Here is a 1,588-nt window from a genome sequence, read left to right as displayed (position 1 = left end):
TTCACAGCGGGTACCGGAATATCAACCGGTTATCCATCGACTACGCCTGTCGGCCTCGCCTTAGGTCCCGACTTACCCTGGGCAGATCAGCTTGACCCAGGAACCCTTAGTCAATCGGCGCACACGTTTCTCACGTGTGTATCGCTACTCATGCCTGCATTCTCACTCGTGAACCGTCCACCACTAGCTTCCGCTGCGGCTTCACCCGGCACACGACGCTCCCCTACCCATCCCAGCCGCCGTTGGGCGTATATGCTGGAATGACACGACTTCGGCGGTACGCTTGAGCCCCGCTACATTGTCGGCGCGGAATCACTAGACCAGTGAGCTATTACGCACTCTTTCAAGGGTGGCTGCTTCTAAGCCAACCTCCTGGTTGTCTCTGCGACTCCACATCCTTTCCCACTTAGCGTACGCTTAGGGGCCTTAGTCGATGCTCTGGGCTGTTTCCCTCTCGACCATGGAGCTTATCCCCCACAGTCTCACTGCCGTGCTCTCACTTACCGGCATTCGGAGTTTGGCTAAGGTCAGTAACCCGGTAGGGCCCATCGCCTATCCAGTGCTCTACCTCCGGCAAGAAACACACGACGCTGCACCTAAATGCATTTCGGGGAGAACCAGCTATCACGGAGTTTGATTGGCCTTTCACCCCTAACCACAGGTCATCCCCCAGGTTTTCAACCCTGGTGGGTTCGGTCCTCCACGAAGTCTTACCTCCGCTTCAACCTGCCCATGGCTAGATCACTCCGCTTCGGGTCTTGAGCGCGCTACTAAACCGCCCTGTTCGGACTCGCTTTCGCTACGGCTTCCCCACACGGGTTAACCTCGCAACACACCGCAAACTCGCAGGCTCATTCTTCAAAAGGCACGCAGTCACGACGCACCAAGTAAACTTGATGCGCGACGCTCCCACGGCTTGTAGGCACACGGTTTCAGGTACTATTTCACTCCGCTCCCGCGGTACTTTTCACCATTCCCTCACGGTACTATCCGCTATCGGTCACCAGGGAATATTTAGGCTTAACGGGTGGTCCCGCCAGATTCACACGGGATTTCTCGGGCCCCGTGCTACTTGGGTGTCTCTCAAACGAGCCGCTGATGTTTCGACTACGGGGGTCTTACCCTCTACGCCGGACCTTTCGCATGTCCTTCGCCTACATCAACGGTTTCTGACTCGCCTCACAGCCGGCAGACTGTGAAAGAGAGATCCCACAACCCCGTATACGCAACCCCTGCCGGGTCTCACACGCATACGGTTTGGCCTCATCCGGTTTCGCTCGCCACTACTCCCGGAATCACGGTTGTTTTCTCTTCCTGCGGGTACTGAGATGTTTCACTTCCCCGCGTTCCCTCCACACACCCTATGTGTTCAGATGTGGGTGACAGCCCATGACGACTGCCGGGTTTCCCCATTCGGAAACCCCCGGATCAAAGCCTGGTTGACGACTCCCCGGGGACTATCGTGGCCTCCCACGTCCTTCATCGGTTCCTGGTGCCAAGGCATCCACCGTGCGCCCTTAAAAACTTGGCCACAGATGCTCGCGTCCACTGTGCAGTTCTCAAACAACGACCAACCACCCATCACCCC

At 57.1% G+C, this 1,588-nt stretch carries 1 rRNA gene (only partly in view); it reads right to left on the bottom strand.

The window, feature by feature from the left end:
• A 23S ribosomal RNA gene (locus ABZT04_RS45825) occupies window positions 1-1,531 on the bottom strand; it reaches 1,678 nt to the left of the window's first position.
• Window positions 1,532-1,588 lie beyond the last annotated feature (57 nt).

The organism is Streptomyces sp. NPDC005492, from assembly GCF_040605995.1.
GTDB lineage: Bacteria > Actinomycetota > Actinomycetes > Streptomycetales > Streptomycetaceae > Streptomyces.
The sequence above is the reverse complement of the archived record's forward strand: the minus strand, read 5'-3'. Positions and strand labels throughout refer to the sequence as shown.